This window comes from Achromobacter sp. (genome assembly GCF_036567245.1).
Classification (GTDB): domain Bacteria; phylum Pseudomonadota; class Gammaproteobacteria; order Burkholderiales; family Burkholderiaceae_B; genus Achromobacter.
The window spans coordinates 1-18,232 of record NZ_DATCUY010000088.1 but is presented as its reverse complement, the minus strand read 5'-3'; the positions used below and the strand labels follow the sequence as shown (position 1 = coordinate 18,232).

The 18,232-nt window shown below is 65.2% G+C and carries 18 protein-coding genes and 1 pseudogene; 10 read left to right on the top strand and 9 right to left on the bottom strand.

Annotated elements, in window-relative coordinates; all coding sequences use genetic code 11:
- From VIR09_RS03710 to VIR09_RS03695, 4 genes are all read right to left on the bottom strand, one after another.
- On the bottom strand, positions 1–628 hold a 628-nt coding region (locus VIR09_RS03710), incomplete at its 3' end, for a GMC family oxidoreductase (RefSeq protein ID WP_332011645.1).
- A gap of 33 nt (positions 629–661) precedes the next feature.
- Positions 662–1,465, bottom strand: a complete 804-nt coding sequence (locus tag VIR09_RS03705) for a shikimate dehydrogenase family protein (RefSeq protein ID WP_062682866.1) — start codon at positions 1,463–1,465, stop codon at positions 662–664.
- A 16-nt stretch (positions 1,466–1,481) separates the two neighbouring features.
- Positions 1,482–2,480 (bottom strand): transketolase family protein, encoded by a 999-nt coding sequence (locus VIR09_RS03700; RefSeq protein ID WP_310030751.1) that lies wholly within the window; start codon positions 2,478–2,480, stop codon positions 1,482–1,484.
- Entirely contained in the window at positions 2,481–3,338 is an 858-nt protein-coding gene (locus VIR09_RS03695) for a transketolase (protein ID WP_332008581.1), read from the bottom strand.
- A gap of 124 nt (positions 3,339–3,462) precedes the next feature.
- Here VIR09_RS03695 and VIR09_RS03690 point away from each other — a divergent pair, with 124 nt between their 5' ends.
- Positions 3,463–4,167: a GntR family transcriptional regulator gene (locus VIR09_RS03690; protein WP_105557995.1), complete on the top strand. Its 705-nt coding sequence runs from the start codon at positions 3,463–3,465 to the stop codon at positions 4,165–4,167.
- 9 nt (positions 4,168–4,176) lie between these two features.
- Entirely contained in the window at positions 4,177–5,247 is a 1,071-nt protein-coding gene (locus VIR09_RS03685; RefSeq protein WP_105557996.1) for a glycerol dehydrogenase, read from the top strand.
- Between the two features lie 38 nt (positions 5,248–5,285).
- Here VIR09_RS03685 and VIR09_RS03680 read toward each other — a convergent pair whose 3' ends face one another.
- Genes VIR09_RS03680 through VIR09_RS03670 form a run of 3 tightly spaced genes read right to left on the bottom strand, consistent with a single transcriptional unit; the run spans position 5,286 to position 7,952 of the window.
- On the bottom strand, positions 5,286–6,221 hold the full coding sequence (locus tag VIR09_RS03680) for a 3-keto-5-aminohexanoate cleavage protein (protein WP_332011644.1): 936 nt from the start codon (positions 6,219–6,221) through the stop codon (positions 5,286–5,288).
- Entirely contained in the window at positions 6,214–7,170 is a 957-nt protein-coding gene (locus VIR09_RS03675; RefSeq protein WP_332011643.1) for a 3-hydroxyacyl-CoA dehydrogenase, read from the bottom strand. The genes VIR09_RS03680 and VIR09_RS03675 overlap by 8 nt, the downstream gene beginning before the upstream one ends.
- Positions 7,170–7,952, bottom strand: coding sequence for an SDR family oxidoreductase (locus tag VIR09_RS03670; protein WP_332011642.1), 783 nt, complete (start codon positions 7,950–7,952; stop codon positions 7,170–7,172). Before VIR09_RS03670 ends, VIR09_RS03675 begins: the two co-directional genes overlap by 1 nt.
- A 331-nt stretch (positions 7,953–8,283) precedes the next feature.
- On the opposite strand from VIR09_RS03670, the gene VIR09_RS03665 reads away from it, so the two are divergent.
- The 6 genes from VIR09_RS03665 (at position 8,284) to VIR09_RS03640 (ending at position 14,747) form a co-directional block, all read left to right on the top strand.
- Entirely contained in the window at positions 8,284–9,483 is a 1,200-nt protein-coding gene (locus VIR09_RS03665) for an ABC transporter substrate-binding protein (RefSeq protein ID WP_332011641.1), read from the top strand.
- A gap of 118 nt (positions 9,484–9,601) precedes the next feature.
- Positions 9,602–10,468, top strand: coding sequence for a branched-chain amino acid ABC transporter permease (locus tag VIR09_RS03660; RefSeq protein ID WP_013395478.1), 867 nt, complete (start codon positions 9,602–9,604; stop codon positions 10,466–10,468).
- A 22-nt stretch (positions 10,469–10,490) separates the two neighbouring features.
- The gene (locus VIR09_RS03655) at positions 10,491–12,272 is read left to right on the top strand and encodes a branched-chain amino acid ABC transporter ATP-binding protein/permease (protein ID WP_332011640.1); all 1,782 of its coding nucleotides are present in this window, start codon (positions 10,491–10,493) and stop codon (positions 12,270–12,272) included.
- Positions 12,265–12,969, top strand: a complete 705-nt coding sequence (locus tag VIR09_RS03650) for an ABC transporter ATP-binding protein (protein WP_332011639.1) — start codon at positions 12,265–12,267, stop codon at positions 12,967–12,969. The genes VIR09_RS03655 and VIR09_RS03650 overlap by 8 nt, the downstream gene beginning before the upstream one ends.
- 18 nt (positions 12,970–12,987) lie before the next feature.
- Positions 12,988–13,983 carry an NAD(P)H-quinone oxidoreductase gene (locus VIR09_RS03645; RefSeq protein WP_332011638.1) on the top strand — a complete coding sequence of 332 codons (996 nt, stop codon included), beginning with the start codon at positions 12,988–12,990 and terminating at the stop codon, positions 13,981–13,983.
- Positions 13,980–14,747 carry an SDR family NAD(P)-dependent oxidoreductase gene (locus VIR09_RS03640; protein ID WP_332011637.1) on the top strand — a complete coding sequence of 256 codons (768 nt, stop codon included), beginning with the start codon at positions 13,980–13,982 and terminating at the stop codon, positions 14,745–14,747. The genes VIR09_RS03645 and VIR09_RS03640 overlap by 4 nt, the downstream gene beginning before the upstream one ends.
- Before the next feature lie 47 nt (positions 14,748–14,794).
- Here VIR09_RS03640 and VIR09_RS03635 read toward each other — a convergent pair whose 3' ends face one another.
- Both VIR09_RS03635 and VIR09_RS03630 read right to left on the bottom strand, forming a co-directional pair.
- A complete protein-coding gene (locus tag VIR09_RS03635) occupies positions 14,795–15,454 on the bottom strand; it encodes a thiopurine S-methyltransferase (protein ID WP_332011636.1) in 660 nt (219 codons plus the stop codon).
- 135 nt (positions 15,455–15,589) lie between these two features.
- On the bottom strand, positions 15,590–16,636 hold the full coding sequence (locus VIR09_RS03630) for an aldo/keto reductase (RefSeq protein WP_332011635.1): 1,047 nt from the start codon (positions 16,634–16,636) through the stop codon (positions 15,590–15,592).
- Positions 16,637–16,955: 319 nt separating this feature from the next.
- On the opposite strand from VIR09_RS03630, the gene VIR09_RS03625 reads away from it, so the two are divergent.
- Entirely contained in the window at positions 16,956–17,918 is a 963-nt protein-coding gene (locus VIR09_RS03625) for an AraC family transcriptional regulator (RefSeq protein WP_332011634.1), read from the top strand.
- 119 nt (positions 17,919–18,037) lie between these two features.
- Positions 18,038–18,232, top strand: a pseudogene (locus VIR09_RS03620) (amino acid deaminase); the annotation flags it as partial.

Sequence of the window (18,232 nt, the reverse complement as noted above, 5' to 3'; positions counted from 1 at the left end):
GCAGGTTCTTGCGTGTGGCTGCCGGCTTCAGGTAGCCGTCCACCACGCTCCAACGACGGCCGCGGCGCTGCAGCACTTGGTAGTAGCCCACGCCCTCCTGGTCGCCGCTGTTGTAGTCCGGGTTCAAGGGCTGGCCGTCTTCCTGCGCGGCGCGCAGGAACGCATCCGAAATCGGAAAGCGCTCCGCCACCTCTTCGAGGCGCATGGGGCCATCCTTGCCGCGCCCTTCTCCGCCGCGCTCGTAGTGCTCGATCTTGCGGAACACGCGCTCGGCCTGGCCCGCGCCCCAGCCGGTGGCGCCGGCGGCTTCCCAGCCGTCGTAGTCCCGGGGCTGCCCGCGCACATAGATCATGCCGTTGATCAGCGTCGACCCGCCCACGCCCTTGCCCCGCGGCACCGCGATGGTCCGGCCGTAGACGTTGTCCTCCGGCTCGGTCGCGAAGCGCCAGTTGTAGTCCGGGTTCACCAGCAGCTTCGAAAAGCCGGCCGGGATCGAAATCCACATGCTGCGCGCTTCGTGCCCGGCTTCGAGCATGAGCACCTTGTACTTGCCGTCCGCGCTCAAGCGGTTGGCCAGGATGCAGCCGGCGGTTCCGCCGCCCGCGATGATGAAATCGTAATCGCCCATTTTTTTCAAAGTCCGGATAAAGGCCCCGCGGTCTTACTTGGCATCCGCCACGCCCAGCATCCGCGCCATCAGCTCGATCTGGCAGGCGAGCATCGGCGCGCCGTAGTGCACCTTGCAGCCGCGGGCCTGCGCCGCCAGCAGCAGCGCGGTATCGCGCGGCTGCATGATGACTTCGCAGACCAGCTGGTCGGGCGTGAGGCGGCTCGCGTCCAGCGGCAACGCGTCGTCCGGCTTCATGCCGAGCGAGGTGCCGTTGACGACCAGGTCATGCCCCGACGGGTCGGGCGTGCCGATGGCGATGACGGCGTCCGGATGCAGGGACAGGATGCGCGCCTTCAGGTCTTCGGCCTTGGCCACGGTGCGATTGGCGATGGTCAGGCGGGACACGCCGGCCTGCACCAGCGCGAAGCCGATCGCATTCGCCGCGCCGCCCGCGCCCGCCAGGTAGGCGCTTTTGCCTTCCAGCGAAACGCCGGCCGTCTGCAGGCCGCGCACGAAACCCTCCCCGTCCAGCATGTGCGCCACCAGCCGCCCATCGGCCTCGCGGCGCACCACGTTGGCCGCGCCGATCTTGCGCGCCACCGGGGTCGCCTCGTCGACCAGGTCCAGGATCGCCGTCTTGTGGGGGATGGTGACGATGACACCGCCCAGGTTCTCCAGCCGGCGCAGCCCTTCGACCACGGCCGCCAGGTCGTCCGGGCGAGCATGGAACGGCACGCACACGCCGTCGTAACCGATCCGGGCGAAGTGCTCGTTCATGCGCTGGGGCGTCTTCACATGATGGATCGGGTCGGCCAGGATGCCGAACAGGCGCGTGTTTCCGCTGATTTCCTTCATTCTTTTCTCCGAAATGTCAGGCGTTGCCTGAGGTCTTGATCAATGCGCGGGCCACCTCGCCGATGCCCGCGGCGTCTAGTTTGTAATGGGCGTAGAGCGTGGTGGGCGGCGCGATCAAACTGTACTCGTCATAAATGCCGTGGCGCCGCAGGCGCGTGCCCGCGCCGGCATCCGCCAGCACTTCCGCGACCGCCGAACCCAGCCCGCCCAGCACGTTGTGTTCTTCCACCGTCATCATCAGGCGCGACTGCCCGGCCGCCGCCAGCACGGCGTCGCGATCCAGCGGCTTGATGGTGGGCATGTCGATCACGCCCACCGACAGGCCGTCCTGGCGCAATTGCTCTGCCGCGGCGAGCGCCGCGTGCAGCGTGATCCCGCAAGCGATGATGTTCAGATCGCTGCCCCGGGAATGCACGATGGCGCGACCGAATTCGAACGGCACCCCGTCCTCATAGACTTGCGGGTCGCGGCCGCGCCCGATGCGGAAATAGATCGGCTCGGGCCAGTCGACGGAGGCCTTGATGGCGGACGCCAATTGCGGACCGTCCGCCGGCGAGACCACGGTCAGGCCAGCCAGCGCGCGCATGGTCGAGATGTCTTCGGTGGCATGGTGCGACGTGCCGTAGAACCCCAGGCTGATGCCGGTGTGGTGGCCGATCAGCCGAACCGGCAGCTTGGTGTAGGCCACGTCCATGCGGATCTGCTCGCAACACAACAGGCCCAGGAACGACGCGAACGTCGCCACGAACGGCATCATGCCGGTGGTGGCCAGGCCGGCCGCCGCCGACACCATATTCTGTTCAGAGATGCCGAACTGGATGTAGCGGTCGGGGTAGGCCTCTGCAAAGCGGTTCAGGCCATTGGAATACTGCAGGTCGGCCGACCCCGCCACCACCGGGTGGCCGGCCTGCGCCAACTCGATCAGCGCGTCGGAAAGATAGGACAGCCCGGGGTTCACCGCATTCAGGGCGCGGTACTGCCAGGAGTCGGAGGAGAGAACTTGTGCCTGTGCCATTCAGATCTCGCGGGAGAGGATTTCGTCGATGGCGCTTTGCGCGTCTTGCGGCGCCAGATAGCCCAGGTGCCAGCCCGGCTCGGTTTCCATGTAGGAAACGCCTTTACCCTTGATGGTCTTGGCGATCACGCAAGCCGGCTTGGCACGCGCATCGTCGGCGCGCAGGCGCCGCAGCAGCGCCGTCAATGCATGCAGGTCGTGCCCGTCGACTTCGTGGACGTCCCAACCGAACGCCTGCCACTTCGCCGCCAACGACTCCACGCCCATCACGTCGTCCACCTTGCCGTCCAGCTGATAGCCGTTACGGTCAACGATGGCGATCAGGCGGGACAAGCGGTTGTGCGCGGCAAACAGCGCCGCTTCCCAGACCTGCCCTTCCTGCATCTCGCCGTCGCCCAGCATCACAAAGACGTTGAAGTCGCGCTGGCTCATGCGCCCGCCTACCGCCATGCCCACGCCGTTGGACAACGCGTGCCCGATGGACCCCGAACTGAAATCCACGCCCGGCACCTTGCTCATGTCGGGGTGGTCGCCCAAAGGGCTGCCCAGCCGGGTGTAGCCATCCAGCAGCTCGCGGTCGATGAAGCCATGGTCGGCCAGCACCGGAAACAAGCCGACGGCGGCATGGCCCTTGCCCATCAGGAAGCGGTCACGGTCCGGCCAGTGCGGCTCGCCCGGACGCAGCCGCATCACGTCGTAGTACAGCGAAGCGAATATCTCGGCGCACGAGAAAACCGAGCTGTAGTGCCCGACCTTGGCGATTTCGATGAGTCTGATTGTCTCCAGCCGGATGTGGCGGGCCTTTTCCCGCAGCATCCTGACTTCCCCCTCGGTGGGGGCCTCCTGGTGATGGCGCATGGCGCGTCCTTTCTTCGTTAGGATATATGATATATAATATACCCATTGAGCTTGAATTGGCTATGGCGGGCTAGAATTCATTCCGGATTCACCCGTTCCCTCAATACAGCAAGCCCGAAACGTCATGCCCAGCCTCAAACCGGTAAAAAAAGAGAACCTCTCCGTCAGGGTCTATAACGAAATCCGCAATGCCCTGATCAACGGGCAGTACGAACCTGGCGAACGCCTGATCATTGGCGAACTGGCTCAAGAAATGGGCGTATCCATCACGCCCGTGCGCGAGGCCATCTTTCGGCTGATCAGCGAACAGGGCCTGGAGATGCAGGCTGCCACGGCGGTCTACGTGCCCTACGTGAATTCGGAGAAACTGCGCGAGATCCAGCAGATCCGTTTCCACCTGGAAGGCATGGGCGCAGCCGAAGCCGCGCAGCACATCACGCGCAAGCAGCTGGACAACCTGATCGCCCTGCAGCGCGACTTCATTTCCTGCACGGCAACGGACCCCAAGCGCGCCAGCTATCTGAACCGCAAATTCCACTTCGCGATCCTGGAAGCCAGCAACAAGCCCATCCTGCGCAGCACGGTGGAATCGTTCTGGGTCATCACGGGCCCCATCCTGAAGGTGTTCCACATCAAGACGGCCGGCCTGGACTATTCCGAAAACGAGCACCGCCACGAAGCCGTGCTGCAAGCGCTGGAAGCGCGCGACTCCGAAGCTGCCCGCAGCGCCATCCAGGCCGACCTGGTCTGGGGCGGCAAGATCATGATCGACTGGTTGGTCGAACGCGAAAAAGAGCTCGACTACCGCCCTCCCGTGCCACGCAAATAGGAAGACTTCATGCTGAAGATTTTTGGGGCTCCCAGCCGCTACATACAAGGAGCGGGCGCGCTGGACGCCTTGGGCCAGTACGCTGCCTTGTTCGGCCGCCGCGCCGCCCTGGTCATCGACCGCTACGTCCATGGCGTACTGGGCCCCCGAATCGAAGCCTTGTGCGCCGAACACGGCGTGGCGCTTGCGCCGCTGATCGTCGACGGCGACCTGACACCTGACCTCATCGCGCAACTGCGCGCGCAGGCCTCGCAGGCCGGCATCGACATGGTGATCGCGGTGGGCGGCGGCAAGTCGCTGGATGCGGGCAAGGCGGTGGCGAAGTCGGCCCACTGCCACCTGGTCACGGTGCCCACCGTGGCGTCCAACGACGCGCCGACCAGCAAAAACTACGTGCTGTACGACGCGCATCACAACCTCCTGGCGGTCGAGCACATGCTGTTCAACCCCACGGTCGTGCTGGTGGACACCGCCATCATTGCAACGGCGCCCGCGCACTTCTTCCGCGCGGGCCTGGGCGACGCCATCTCGAAGAAGTTCGAAGCCGAACAATGCCAACGCAACGGTGGCAAGAACATGTACGACGGCGCCCCGCTGCTGTCCGCGCAGTTGATCGCCGACGGCTGCCTGCGCACGCTGCTGGCCGACGGCGTGGACGCCGTGGCAGCCGCCGGCACCGGTGAACCCACGCCGGCGTTCGAACGCGTGGTGGAAGCGATGATCCTCATGAGCGGTCTCGGTTTTGAAAGCGGCGGCCTGTCCATCGCCCACGCCTTGACGCGCGGACTGCCCAAGATCGGCGGCGTGGCGACCGCCTTGCATGGATTGCAGGTGGCGGTCGGCCTGTTGGTGCAGCTGGACCTTGAACAGCGCAGCGACGGCATGCTGGCAGACCTGACCCAGTGGTACGCCCAGGTGGGCCTGCCCACCACGCTACGCGAGTTAGGCGCCGCCGACACTCCCAGCGACGCCGACCTGACACTGGCCGCCGAACTGACCCTGAAGGCCCGCCACGCCGCCAATTTCGATCGCCCCCTGGACGTCGCCATGCTTGCCGACGCGCTGCGCCGCCACGCTTGAATCTGGCCGGCGCCGTCGCGCCGGCCAGCGGCCTTTGATCAGAACTTCACGTTGTCTCGGCCTTTCAGGCCGAGTTTGGCCCGCGTCTCTTCTGGCGTGGCCACTTCCAGGTTCAGCGCTTCCAGGATGGAACGGATGCGTTCGACCTGGACGCGGTTGGATTCCGCCAATTGGCCCGGCCCGATCCACAGCGAATCTTCCAGCCCGACGCGCACGTTCGACCCCATCGCCGCGCCGATGGTGGCCAGCGGCATCTGATTGCGGCCCGCGCCCAGGATCGACCATTCGTAGTCGTTGCCAAACAGCCGGTCGGCGGTGCGCTTCATGTGCATCAGGTCTTCCGGATGCGGACCGATGCCGCCCAGGATGCCGAACACCGACTGGATGAACGGCGGCGACTTCACCAGGCCGCGGTCCACGAAATGCGCCAGGTTGTACAGGTGGCTGATGTCGTAGCACTCAAACTCGAAACGCGTGCCGTTGGCGTTGCCCAGCGTCAGGATGGATTCGATGTCTTGATAGGTATTGCGGAAGATCAGCGAACGGCTGTTCTCAAGATGTTCGCGCTCCCAATCGTGCTTGAAGTCCTGGAAGCGGTCCAGCATCGGGAACAGGCCGAAATTCATCGATCCCATGTTCAACGAGGCCAGTTCGGGCTGGAACGTCGTGGCCGGGCGCATGCGCTCTTCCACCGTCATGTGCGGACTGCCGCCGGTAGTGATGTTGATGATGGCGTCGGTCTCGTTCTTGATCCGCTCCAGGAACGGCTTGAACAGCGCCGGGTCTTGCGACGGCTTGCCGGTCTGCGGATCGCGAGCGTGCAGGTGCAGCACCGCAGCGCCCGCCTTGGCCGCGCCGATGGCGGCTTCCGCGATCTCGTCCGCCGTGACCGGCAGGTGCGGCGACATGCTGGGCGTGTGGATGGCGCCCGTCACGGCGCAGGTAATGACGACTTTCTGTTTGGGCTTAGCCATGGTTGTCTCCGTTCTCTTGTTTGTGGCGCATCAGGCGCATCAGTTTTTCATCGCGCCAGAAGCGGCGCTTGGCAAGGTCTTCCTGCGGCAGCAGGCTGCGGCGTTCGTGCGCCAGCGCATCCACCAGCGCGCCGTCCCAGGCGACACATTCGCCCTGATCGGCGCCGATGGATTGGTACAGGCCGCCATAGCGCGCGCAATAGTCGGCAATGCCGCCGGGCGCGTTCAGGTCGATCGTTTCGAACGGCCCCATGAACGACCAGCGCAATCCCAGGCCGTCCTTCACGGTCGCATCGATGTCTTCCACACTGGCAATGCCCTCCTTGGCCAGCCGGAAGGCTTCGTGCAGCAAGGCGCCCTGCAGGCGATTAAGAATGAAGCCTTCGATTTCGCGGCGCACCAGCACCGGCTTCTGGCCAATCGCCGTCATGGCGGCGTTCGCGGCCTCCAGCGCCTGGTCGCTGGTCCAGGGCGCGGGACATAGCTCCACGACGGGGATCAGGTAGGGCGGGTTGACCGGGTGCGCGACCAGGCAGCGATGGCGGCCAGCCAGATGCTCGGTGAACTGGCTGGCGGGGATGCTGGACGTCGAACTGCCGATGACCGCATCGGGGTCGGCTGCCGCGTCCAGTTCCGAGAACAACGCACGCTTGATCTCGACCTTTTCCGGCGAATTCTCCTGGATGTAGCACGCCCCCTTGACCGCATCGGCCAGGCTGTCGGCCACCTGCACACGTTCGATGATGGCGTCTGCGCCCGTCAACAGACCCTGCGTTTCCAGTTCATGCAGCTGTTGCAGGATCAGCGCTCGCGCCTCGGCCAGCATGGCCGCGTTGACGTCATACAGGCGCACATTCCAGCCCTTGCGCGCGAATACGATGGCCCATCCCTGGCCGATCAGCCCCGTTCCGATGATGGCGGCGCAACGCGCCTCGCGGCCGGCGCCCATCAGTAGAGCTTCTGCGTGAAGCCATCCACCACGATGGCCTGCCCGGTGACGCTGCGGGCGGCTTCGCTGGCGTTGAACAGCACCATGTTGGCGATATCGCGCGCCGTGACCATGCGGCCCAGCACGGCCTGGTTCTCGTACTGCGCCGCGATCTCGTCCACCGGACGGCCAAGCGTGTCGGCCTTGGCCGCGATGACGGCACGGATGCGCGGGCCTTCGACGGCGCCGGGCAGGATGGCGTTGACCCGGATTCCATGCGGTCCCAATTCAATCGCCAACGACTTCGTGAATCCGATCACCGCCCACTTGGATGCGGAATACACCGACCGACCCGCAAAGCCCAGGTGGCCGGCGGCGGACGAGAGGTTGATCATCACGCCGGCCTTGGACGCTTTCAACATGCCGATGGCCTGGCGCGCGCACAAGAACTGGCCCGTGATGTTCACGGCCAGCGTGCGGTCCCAATCGGCTTTGGACAGAGTTTCGACATAGCCCGTGGGCCCGGCCACACCCGCGTTATTGATCAGGATGTCCAGCCCGCCCAGCTTTTGCTTGACCGCGTTGAAGAGCGCGCCCACGCTGTCCTCGTCCGACACGTCCGCCACGGCGGTATGCACGCCCGGCAATTCGGCGGGTAACGCGGCCAGACGCGTTTCATTCACGTCGCACACGAAAACCGTGGCGCCGGCGTGGTGAAAGACCTTGGCCATCTCCAGGCCCAGACCGTCCGCGCCGGCGGTGATCAGGACCCGTTTTCCGGCGAAATCGACTTCCTCGAACATGCTTTTGTCTCCTGGATTTTTATGGAAAGGCGTTTTCCAGATGATATAGGATATATGATTTGACGCGGCAATTTCTTGACTTTTGCTGGCGCCGATCATGCCAGGAATGGTACGTTCGCCTGACGGAATATTGCGCTTGATTTCAGGCACCATCGGCCGCTAAGGCTTTATTCATGCGGCTTTAGGGAATTCCCCGATTCGGCTTGCTGTGACCCCAACTAGAATCCAAGGCGGGGTTTTCGTACCTGCCCGGCCCATATATCATATATTTAAAAAAGACGGACACTACTAAAAACAGTCCGCATCCCATACCGACAAAGGAGCGTAGACCGTGTTCAAGTTCAATAAGATTATTTTGGCGCTGGGCGTGTGCGGCGTCTTGGCAAGCGGCACCGCAGCGGCCGACATGAAAGTGGGCGCCCTCTTCCCGTTCAGCGGCGCGCTTGCGCTGCTTGGGCAAGAGAGCTATCGCGGCCTGGAACTGGCCGTGAACGAGATCAACGCCGCCGGCGGGGTCAACGGAGAGAAGATCGAAATCGTGAAGGCGGACGCCGTGGATCCGACGCAAGCCGTGTCGGAAACCAAGCGTTTGATCTCGGCTAATGTGGTCGGTGTGTTTGGCAGCTACGCATCGGGCATTTCGTACGCGGCGTCGCCCGTGACGGAACTGGCGGGCGTGCCTTATTTCGAGCTGGGCGCCACCGCCCACAAAATCACCACGCGCGGCTACAAGTACCTGTTCCGCAGCAACCCCAACACGGCGCTGTATGGCGTGTCGGTGGTCAACGCGCTGCATGACACCATCGCCCCCGGCATGGGGCTGAATCCCAAGGACATCAAGATCGGGATCATCCACGAAGACGGGCCCTATGGCACCGACGTGGCGGCCACCGAAAAGAAGCGTGCCCAGGAACTGGGCTACACGGTGGCCGAAGTGCTGCCCTACTCGGCCAAGACCGTGGACCTGTCGTCCCTGATCCTGCGCCTGAAGGGCGCCAAGGTCGACGTCGTGCTGCAAACGGCCTACCAGAACGACGCCATCCTGTACTTCAGCCAGGCGCGTGCAGCAGGCTTCAAGCCCAAGGTCGTGATCGGCGCGGGCGGCGGCTACTCCCTGGCCGACACGGCCAAGGCTGTGGGCGCGGACATGAACGGCGTGTTCGACCTGGACTTCCCGCAATCCTCCATCAATCCCGCGGGCGCCCCCGGCCTGGACAAGTTCCTGGAAGCCTACAAGGCCGCCTACAAGAGCGATCCGCAGTCCGGCCACAGCCTGACCAACTACGTCGGCGCCAAGGCCTTCTTCGAAGCCATCGGCAACGCCAAGTCCACTGACAAGGACAAGATCCGCGCCGCGGTCCTGGCCTACAAGAAGCCGGCCGGCCAGACCGCCAACGGCTGGGCCTTCGACTTCGGCGAAGACGGCCAAAACAATGCATCCACGTTCTACGTGATGCAGTGGCAGGACGGCAAGCTCGTCACCATCGCGCCCAGCAACCTCGCACTCGGCAAGCCCGTCTTCAAGAAATAAGCGCCGCGCCAGTGCTCAGGCGCTCGGGGGCGCCTGACGTTTCCCGGGGTCCGCGCGCCCTGATCCGGCCTACAGTTCGGCCGGATCAGGGCCGCTACCCGCTCTAAGAGGTTGCAACATGGAACTATTCATTCAACTGGTCATCAACGGCCTGTTGCTGGGCGGCGCGTACACCATCATCAGCCTGGGGCTGACGCTGATCTTCGGCGTGGTGCGGGTCGTGAACTTCGCGCATGGCGAGTTCCTGATGATAGGCATGTACATGGTCTATCTGATCGCGGCGCAATTCGGCGTGCATCCCTATGCCGGCCTGGTGCCGGTGGCTGTCATCCTGTTCGCGCTGGGCGCGCTGACGCAGAAGGGCATCATCCAGCCGCTGCTCAACGCCGACCAGCACATCCAGATCTTCGCCACGGTGGGCGTGTCCACCATCCTTCTGAACCTTGCCCTGGTGATCTTCGGCGCCAACGTCTACCGCGCCCCGGTGGAGCTGGGCACCAACGCCATCGACATCGGCCCCTATTCGATGGTGACCGGGCAGCTCATTACCTTCGTGATCGGCCTGAGCCTGGCCGTGCTGCTGCACCTGTTCATGCACCGCACCTATCTGGGCCGCGCGCTGCGGGCGGTGGCGCAGCACCGCTACGCCGCCACCCTGATGGGCGTGAACGTCAACAACGTCTACGCCATCGCCTTCGGCCTGGGCACGGCCTTCGTCGGCATCGCCGCGGGCCTGCTGGCGCCGCAGTATCCGGTGTTTCCCACCGTGGGTACGTACTTCGTGCTGACGGCGTTCGTGATCGTGGTGCTGGGCGGACTGGGCAGCCTGTATGGCGCCGTGGCCGGCTCCATGATTATCGGCATCGTCGACACGCTGGCCGGCTTCTACATCGCCCCCGACCTGAAAGAGGTCGTTTATTTCGGGATCTTCCTCTTGATCCTGGTGCTGCGTCCGAACGGCCTGTTCGGCGTCGGCACAGAGTGATCAGAGCAACAAGGAGCGAGATGTGTTTCCCGATATTCGACACCCCAAGACCTACGTCAGCCTGATCCTGCTGATCGCGATGTTCCTGGTGCCCGTGGTCATGGGCACGCCTTTCTGGACCAATCTGTTCGTGCTGCTGTTCGTGTTCTCGGCCCTGTCGGTGGCCTGGAACATCGTCGGCGGCTACGCCGGCCAACTGTCCCTGGGCCACGCCGTGTTCTACGGCATCGGCGGCTATACCGCCACGCTGCTGACGCAGAACTTCGGCATTTCGCCCTGGTTCGGCATGCTGGCGGGCGCGGTCATCTCGGGCGCGGTCGCCATCCTGATCAGCTACCCCACCCTGCGGCTGCGCGGGCCGTTCTTCGCGCTGGCCACCATCGCAATCCTGGAAGTGGTGCGCCTCCTGGTCATCCATGAAGAAAGCTGGACGGGCGGCTCCAGCGGCATCAGCCTGCCGCTGAACATAGGCTGGACCTGGATCGTGTTCCGCGAGAAGCTCAACTACGTGATCATCGCCTTCGGCCTGTTCCTGCTGGTGACCTGGGCATCGTGGTACATCCGCAAGTCGCGCATCGGGCATTACCTGATCGCGATCCGCGAACGCGAGGACGCGGCGCTGGCGGTCGGCATCCATACCGTGCGCATGAAGATCATCGCCGCGGTCGTGTCCGCCATGCTGACCAGCATCATCGGCACCTTCCACATCACCTACCTGACCTTCGTGGACCCCAGCTCGGCGTTTTCGCTGGAGCTGTCGATCCAGGTGGCCATGTTCGCCCTGATCGGCGGCCTGGGCACGGTGGCCGGCCCCATCGCCGGCACCTTCCTGGTGCTGCCCATCGCCGAACTGGCGCGCGGCTGGCTCAGCAGCGTGGGCAACGGCATGCACGGGCTGATCTACGGCCTGATCCTGGTGGCGGTGGTGCTGACCATTCCGCGCGGCCTGGCCGGCGCCTTCGGTCCGACCATCGAGCGCTGGCTGTCGCGCCTGCCCTATCTGGGCACGCCCCGCGCCAAGCTCAAGCTGGCCGACGAACTGCGCCTGCACAGCGCGGAGCGCACCGAGCAGCCGGTGCTGAAGGCCGACAAGCTGTTCAAGAGCTTCGGCGGCCTGCGCGCCACCAACGACGTGTCGCTGACGCTGAACCAGAACGAGATCCTGGGCATGATAGGCCCGAACGGCGCGGGCAAGACCACGGTGTTCAACCTGCTGTCGGGCTTCCTGTCGCCAGACAAGGGCGGCATCAGCATGCTGGACGCGGATGGCAAATGGGTCACCTGCAAGACGCCCGACGAATTCGCGCACCAGGGGCTGGGCCGCACCTTCCAGATCGCCAAGCCGTTTACCGGCCTGACCGTGCTGGAGAACATCATGCTGGGCGCCTTTATCCGGACCTCGAACCGCGACGAGGCCGAGCAGATCGCCATGAAGGTGGCCGAACAGACCGACCTGGTGAAGTCCCTGGACATCGAGGCGCGCAACCTGACCGTGGGCGGCATGAAGCGCCTGGAGGTCGCCCGCGCGCTGGCGATCAAGCCGCGCATCCTGCTGCTGGACGAAGTGATGGCGGGCCTGAACCCGACCGACATCGAGAAGTCGATCCAGATGATCCGGCGCATCCGCGATTCGGGCGTGTCGGTGCTGCTGATCGAACACATGATGCAGGCCACCATGGCGCTGTCCGACCGCATCATCGTGCTGAACGAAGGCGCGGTGCTGGTCAGCGGCGCGCCCAAGGACGTGGTCGAGAACCCGGCCGTCATCGAAGCCTATTTGGGCAAGGAGTACCAGGATGCTTAAGGTTTCGAATCTGTCCTCGGGCTACGGCAAGAGCCAGGTCCTGAACGGCCTGAACTTCGAAGTCCACGCCGGCGAGATCGTCACGCTGATCGGCGCCAATGGCGCCGGCAAGACCACCACGTTGAAGACGCTTTGCGGCGTCATCGGCGCGATGGAAGGCAAGGTCGAATTCGAAGGACAAGACCTGACCAACCGCAAGCCCTACGACATCGTGGACGCCGGCATCACCATGATTCCCGAAGGCCGCCAGCTGTTCCCGCACTTCACCGTGCGCGACAACCTGCTGATGGGTTCGTACAAGCGCGCCGCCCGCCCCATCGTGCAGCGCAAGCTGGACGAAGTGCTGGGCATTTTTCCGCGGGTGAAGGAGAGACTGAACCAGTACGCGGGCTCGCTCTCGGGCGGCGAACAGCAGATGGTGGCGATCGCGCGCGGCATGATGGCCGATCCCAAGCTGCTGGTGTTCGACGAGCCCTCGCTGGGCCTGTCGCCGCTGCTGGTGCAGCAGATGTTCGACATCATCCGCGGCGTCACCGCGCACGGCGTGACCGTGCTGCTGGTGGAGCAGAACGTGTTCCGCACGCTGCGGCTGGCGGATCGCGGCTACGTGCTGGAGAACGGCGCCATCGTGCGCACCGGCACCGGCGCGGAACTGCTGAGCGACCCGCATGTGAAGAAGGCCTATCTGGGCCATTGATACCAAGGATCCCCTTTTATGTCTTTACGCTGCACATACATCGAACACGGCCAGGGCGGCGCGCCCGATTGCATGCGCCTGGCCGAACGCGACATGGAAGCGCCCGCCGGCCGGCAGGTGCTGATCGAGGTTGCCTACGCCGGGGTCAACCGACCCGACGTGCTGCAACGCTCCGGCTCCTATCCGCCGCCGCCGGGCGCCTCGCCCCACCTGGGGCTGGAGGTATCCGGCACCGTCATCGCCGCCGGCCCCGAAGCCAGCCTCTGGAAGGTCGGCGACCAGGTCTGCGCGCTGACGCCGGGTGGCGGCTATGCCCAATACTGCCTGGCCGATGAGCGCCATTGCCTGCCGGTGCCGCGCGGCCTGGACCTGCTGACCGCAGCGGCCATCCCGGAGAACTACTACACCGTCTGGACCAATGTGTTCGACCGCGCCCGCCTGGCGGCCGGCGAACGCTTCCTCGTGCACGGCGGCTCCAGCGGCATCGGCCTGACCGCGATCCAACTGGCCCGCGCCTTCGGCGCCGAGGTCTGGACCACCGTGGGCAACCAGGAAAAGGCCGAGGCCTGCCTGGCCGCCGGCGCGCATCACGCCGTGCTGTACCGCGAGGCCGACTTCGAGGCCGAAGTGCGCCAGGGCAGCGGCGGCCCGGGGGTGGACGTCATCCTGGACATGGTGGGCGGCGCCTACATCAACAAGAACCTGCGGCTGCTGGCGGTCAACGGCCGGCTGGTGCAGATCGCCTTCCTGGAAGGCAGCAAGGCCGAGATCGATGCCATGCCCATCATGATCAAGCGCCTGCAATTCACCGGATCCACCCTGCGCCCCCGTTCCGACGAAGACAAGGGCGCGATCGCCCAAGCGCTGGCGGAAAAGGTGCTGCCGCTGATGGAGCAAGGGCAATGCCTGCCGCGCATCCACAAGGTGTTCCCGCTGGCCGAAGCGGCGCAGGCGCACGCGCTGATGGAAAGCAGCAAGCACATCGGCAAGATCATGCTCAAGGTGGCCGCATGAGCGGACGCTTCAAGGACCAGGTCGCCATCGTCACGGGCGCGGTCGGCGGCATAGGCTCGGCCATCGTCGAGGGCTTCCTGGCCGAGGGCGGCCGCGTAGGGCTGATCGACTTCAATTCGCAGGGCGGCCAGGCCTACGAGAAGGAACTGCGCAAGCGCGGCCATGAAGTGTGCTTCGTGCACGCCGACATGGCGCGCTTCGAGGAATGCCAGGCGGCCTATGAGCGCATCAGCCGCGAGCTGGGCGCGGCCACCATCCTGGTCAACAACGTCGGCATTTCGCCCAAGACCGATGGGCGCGCGTTGAAGGTCTGGGAGATGCCGCCGCGGGAATGGGAGAACGTGGTCGCCGTCAACCTGAACAGCGTGTTCTACATGACGCACCTGGCCACGCCGCACATGGTGCGCGAGCGCCAGGGCCGAGTGATCAACATGTCCTCAGTGGCCGGCCGGGCTTACTGCGACATCGTGGCGGCGCACTATGCGGCCACCAAGGCCGGCCTGATCGGCCTGACGCGCCATTGGGCCGCCGAGCTGGGCGAGCACGAGGTCACGGTCAATGCGCTGGCGCCCGGACGCATCAGCACGCCCCTGCTCAAGACAGTACCCAAAGAAATCAACGACGCCGTGGCGCAGGTGACCGCGCTGCGCCGCCTGGGCACGCCGGAGGAAGTGGCGGATGCCTGCCTGTTCTTCGCGTCGGACCAGGCCCGCTTCGTCACCGGCCAGGTGCTGGACGTGGCCGGCGGCTGGCTGATGACCTGACGTCGTGATGCAAAACGCCCGCCTGCAAGCTCAGGCGGGCGTCTCCTTCATTCCTGCGTGCCCAGGTGGTAGACCACCGTGTCCAACCGGCTGACGCCGGCCGCCAGGAACTTGGGTTCCTTTTCCAGGATGTCGCGGCGGTCGATGACCTTGGCGGGTGACACGCCCGCAAAGATCCTCTGCACTTCGCTGTCCACCACCGAGAATGGCGGCCCCGGCATTTCTTCCTGGGGATAGTCCAGCGTGATCAGCAGGCCCTGGCAGGCGGGCGACAGATTGCCGTAGACGTGGCGCACGTAATCCGCACGCATGGCTTCCGGCAGCGCCACCAGCGCGGCGCGGTCATAGGCGCCGACGCAATGCGATAGCAACTGCGCGTCCAGCTTGAAGATGTCGCCGCAAATGATTTCGATGCTGCCCGCCACGTAGTGCTTGCCATAGACGGACACATGCGTCAGCGGCTTGAGTTCGTTCTCTTCGAAGAACTGCTCCACCGCAAGCTGCGACAGTTCGACGCCCAGCACCGAATGCCCCTGCGCCGCGATCCAGACCATGTCCAGCGACTTGCCGCAAAGCGGCACCAGCACGCGGCCGTCCTTGGGCACGCCCAGCGTCGGCCAATACTTCTGCAGCAGCGGCGTGACCCGCGATTGATGAAAATGCGTGCGCCCTTCGCGCCACCGCTCAAGCCAGAATTCCGCGTCCATGCCTGCTCTGCCTCCTGTGTAGTCGTTGCGAGGCATTGTAGTTCGCCGGCTGCCGCGAACGCACGGGCCGGTCAGACGCGCGGCGGGAAACGGCGGAGGCCTTCCGCAATGGACGCCTCCGCCTGCACCAAAGGCTTATGCCGCGCCGGATTCGCTCAACTGCTTGCGCCGGTACTCGCCTTGGCGCACGTGCATCCAGCCCGGATACTCCGGCGGCAAGGCGCTGACCTGATCCAGTTCGGCCAGTTCGTCCGCCGTCAGCCGGATGGCAGTGGCCGCCAGGTTATCGTCCAGCTGCTCCACGCGCTTGGCGCCGATGATGACGCTGGTCACGGCCTGCTGGTGCAGCAGCCAGGCCAGGGCCACTTGCGCCACGGACACGCCGCGCGCGCTGGCGACGCGACGCAGCACGTCGATGCTGTCGTAGGCGCGATCCTGGTTCACCGGCGGGAAGTCGAAGGCGGCGCGGCGGCTGCCGGCTTCGGCCTGGCCGTCGCGGTCGTACTTGCCGCTGAGCAGGCCGCCCGCCAGCGGGCTCCACACCATCAGCCCCACGCCTTCGCTTTGCAGCATGGGTACGATCTCACGCTCCAGGTCTCGGCCGGCGATCGTGTAGTAGGCCTGCAGCGACTCGAAGCGCGCCAGGCCCAGGCGTTCGGCGATGCCCAGCGCCTTCATGATCTGCCAGGCGGCCCAGTTGGACACGCCGACGTAGCGCACGTGGCCGTGCTGCACCAGATTATCCAGCGCCCTGACGGTTTCCTCCACCGGCGTGGCGGGATCGAAGCCGTGGATCTGGTAGAGGTCGATATGGTCCAGCTGCAGGCGCGACAGGCTCTTCTTGACGCCGTCCATGATGTGCGAACGCGAGTTGCCGCGCGCATTGACGCCGGCGCCGGTCTGGCCGAACACCTTGGTCGCGATGACGACGTCCTCGCGCGCCACCTTCAGGTCGCGCAGCGCCTGGCCGGTGATGATTTCGGAACGGCCCTCTGAATACACGTCGGCCGTGTCGATGAAGTTGACGCCGGCATCCAGCGCCCCGCCCACCAGCCGGTTGGCGTCTTCCTGCTGCAGGCTGCCGATCTTGCTCCACAGCTCGCCTTCGCCGCCGAAGGTCATGGTGCCCAGGCAGAGTTCCGACACGAACAGGCCGGTGCTTCCGAATTTCTTGTACCGCATGGTTGCGCTCCTTCAAGGGCTCGACGGGAGCCGGCACTCCAGGATGGAATGGTCGCGGCCCGCCTGCCGGGATGAAGGCAGTATGCGTCCGGCGCCGGCCGCGGGCGCTGCTTGATCCTGCCCTTTTTTTGCCCGATTCTCTGGCAATGCCCGTCATCCGGGGCGCGCGCACTCATTCCTCCGGATTTCCTGCCCATTTCTCCATGAAAGAGGCAGCCCCCTGGAAGAAGCCCCGCTTGGGCATACACTGAAAGCCGCCCGATTCTCCGATTTTCCTCCGCCGCCCGCGCGCCCGGCGCGGCGCGCCACGGGAGCCCCCATGACCATGACAACCGCCATTGCCGACCACCGCGTCGGCCCGACGCTGGACGCCGCCTATGAGCCGGCGCGGCGCGAACTGCTCTGCACGCTGCAGCGCATGACCGGCGACCTGGAGGGCTCGCTGGACACGCCCATCGAGGGCCTGTTCCTGCACCGGATTTCGCAACCCACCGGCGCCAAGCCCGGCCTGCAAAAAGCCGCGTTGGGCGTCATCGCGCAGGGATCGAAACGCCTGCTGATCGGCGACGAGGCCTACGAGTACGACCCCTTCCACTACCTGATCTCCTCGGTGGATCTGCCGGTGGTGGCCAAGGTGTCCGTCGCCAGCCCGACCCTGCCCTATCTGGGCTTGCGGCTGGACCTGAACGTGGAAGAGATCACCGCGCTGATCAGCGACGAGAACCTGCCCGCCCAGGCGCCGGCCGAGGCCGCGCGCGCACTATGCGTCAATCCGCTGGGCGGCGCGCTGCTGGACGCGGTGCTGCGCCTGTTGCGCCTGCTGGATACGCCGCGCGACATTCCCATCCTGGCGCCCCTGGTCAAGCGCGAGCTGCTGTACCGCCTGCTGATGAACGGCCAGGGCGCGGTGCTGCGCCAGTCGGTGCTGCAGGACAGCCAGCTCAACCGCGTGGCCAAGGCCATCCGCATCCTGCGCGACAACTATGCGCAGCCCCTGCGCGTGGAAGAGATCGCGCGCGACGTGCACATGAGCGTGTCTTCGCTGCACCATCATTTCAAGCAGGCCACGGCCATGAGCCCGCTGCAGTACCAGAAGCATCTGCGCCTGCAGGAAGCGCGGCGGCTGATGCTGACCGACGACGCCGGCGTGGCGCTGGCGGCCCATGCCGTGGGCTATGAAAGCTCCTCGCAGTTCAGCCGCGAGTACAGCCGGCTGTTCGGCTCGCCCCCCTTGCGCGACAAGCAGCGCTGGAAGGACGAAACCGCCCTGGCGCCGACCTGAAACGCCGGCTTTCGCTTTCCTAGGGATTGCCCTAATCCTAATTTGACAACGTTACCATTAGACTGCCGCCATCAAATGATAACGTTGTCATAACCCTGAATCCCTTCTTCGGCGGCCGCATGAATCCCTTCCTGGAAACCCTGCTCGATACTCCACTGGACGACACCTACCGGGGCATTCCTCCGGGCGAGCCCGCGGTTGCGCTGCGCGCCGTGGCGGCCCGCGGCTGGCAGCCCCGCAGCGGCAACATGGCGCTGCCCGTCCTGACGCTGGACGAGGCCGCCTTCGCCCATAACGTCGAGCAGATCTTCCAA

Coding starts and splice junctions, on each gene's coding strand:
- VIR09_RS03705 (WP_062682866.1), bottom strand. CDS start 1,465: ATGAAGGAAATCAGCGGAAACACGCGCCTGTTCGGCATCCTGGCCGAC.
- VIR09_RS03700 (WP_310030751.1), bottom strand. CDS start 2,480: ATGGCACAGGCACAAGTTCTCTCCTCCGACTCCTGGCAGTACCGCGCC.
- VIR09_RS03695 (WP_332008581.1), bottom strand. CDS start 3,338: ATGCGCCATCACCAGGAGGCCCCCACCGAGGGGGAAGTCAGGATGCTG.
- VIR09_RS03690 (WP_105557995.1), top strand. CDS start 3,463: ATGCCCAGCCTCAAACCGGTAAAAAAAGAGAACCTCTCCGTCAGGGTC.
- VIR09_RS03685 (WP_105557996.1), top strand. CDS start 4,177: ATGCTGAAGATTTTTGGGGCTCCCAGCCGCTACATACAAGGAGCGGGC.
- VIR09_RS03680 (WP_332011644.1), bottom strand. CDS start 6,221: ATGGCTAAGCCCAAACAGAAAGTCGTCATTACCTGCGCCGTGACGGGC.
- VIR09_RS03675 (WP_332011643.1), bottom strand. CDS start 7,170: ATGGGCGCCGGCCGCGAGGCGCGTTGCGCCGCCATCATCGGAACGGGG.
- VIR09_RS03670 (WP_332011642.1), bottom strand. CDS start 7,952: ATGTTCGAGGAAGTCGATTTCGCCGGAAAACGGGTCCTGATCACCGCC.
- VIR09_RS03660 (WP_013395478.1), top strand. CDS start 9,602: ATGGAACTATTCATTCAACTGGTCATCAACGGCCTGTTGCTGGGCGGC.
- VIR09_RS03650 (WP_332011639.1), top strand. CDS start 12,265: ATGCTTAAGGTTTCGAATCTGTCCTCGGGCTACGGCAAGAGCCAGGTC.
- VIR09_RS03645 (WP_332011638.1), top strand. CDS start 12,988: ATGTCTTTACGCTGCACATACATCGAACACGGCCAGGGCGGCGCGCCC.
- VIR09_RS03640 (WP_332011637.1), top strand. CDS start 13,980: ATGAGCGGACGCTTCAAGGACCAGGTCGCCATCGTCACGGGCGCGGTC.
- VIR09_RS03635 (WP_332011636.1), bottom strand. CDS start 15,454: ATGGACGCGGAATTCTGGCTTGAGCGGTGGCGCGAAGGGCGCACGCAT.
- VIR09_RS03630 (WP_332011635.1), bottom strand. CDS start 16,636: ATGCGGTACAAGAAATTCGGAAGCACCGGCCTGTTCGTGTCGGAACTC.
- VIR09_RS03625 (WP_332011634.1), top strand. CDS start 16,956: ATGACCATGACAACCGCCATTGCCGACCACCGCGTCGGCCCGACGCTG.